Here is a 677-nt window from a genome sequence, read left to right as displayed (position 1 = left end):
GGAACAGCAGATGCATTTCTGCCTGGCCATCACGCAGCTTTTCAATGGTGGTCGTCAGGTTGCGGACCCAGATACTGAGCCCGAAGGACACCACGCTGAACAGCAGCGTGATGGCCCCCTGAATGACGGTGTTAGAGATTTCCATGTTCAGTCCTTATGGCCTTCCGGCCAGAAAAATACATCCAGGGCCCGCAGCTTCGCGGCGTTCGTCTGGCACCATGCGCCGTAATCCGCGGCATGGCGCAGTAAAGCGGCCGGGGGCAGGCCCTTCGCCCCTCCGGCATACGCAGAGGGAGCCGGGGGCATCGGGGCCGCAGTAACCATCTCGCGCGGGGGCTTAATGGCCTGCTGTATCACCGGGGCCGGGGTCACCACCACCGGCGTATCCGAGGGCCTGCCCGTAGAGCTGCAGGCTGCGAGGGCCGAGCCCGTTATAACCACACTGAGAGCCCTGCTGAGATGCCTGATTGTCATCGCTGACCGCCTTCTGAATATTGAGGCTCAGCAACTGCTGCGCCTGCTGTAGCTGCTGCTCCCGGTCCGCAAGCTGGCCTGCCAGCCCATCGGCCCGGACCTGCTCCTGGTGTTCCCGCTCGCGGACATCCAGCAGCGCCTGCTGGCCTTTTTCCGCCAGTTGTTGCCGCTCATCGGCGCGGGCTTTCTTCTCGTTGGCCAGC

The 677-nt window shown here is 63.5% G+C and carries 1 protein-coding gene; it reads right to left on the bottom strand.

Going from position 1 to position 677, the window contains the following annotated elements; all coding sequences use genetic code 11:
- Window positions 1-337 precede the first annotated feature (337 nt).
- On the bottom strand, window positions 338-677 hold a 340-nt coding region (locus CNE01S_RS25585), incomplete at its 5' end, for a hypothetical protein (protein ID WP_061279253.1).

The sequence above is a fragment of the Cedecea neteri NBRC 105707 = ATCC 33855 genome (assembly GCF_001571265.1).
Lineage (GTDB): Bacteria > Pseudomonadota > Gammaproteobacteria > Enterobacterales > Enterobacteriaceae > Cedecea > Cedecea neteri.
The sequence above is the reverse complement of the archived record's forward strand: the minus strand, read 5'-3'. Positions and strand labels throughout refer to the sequence as shown.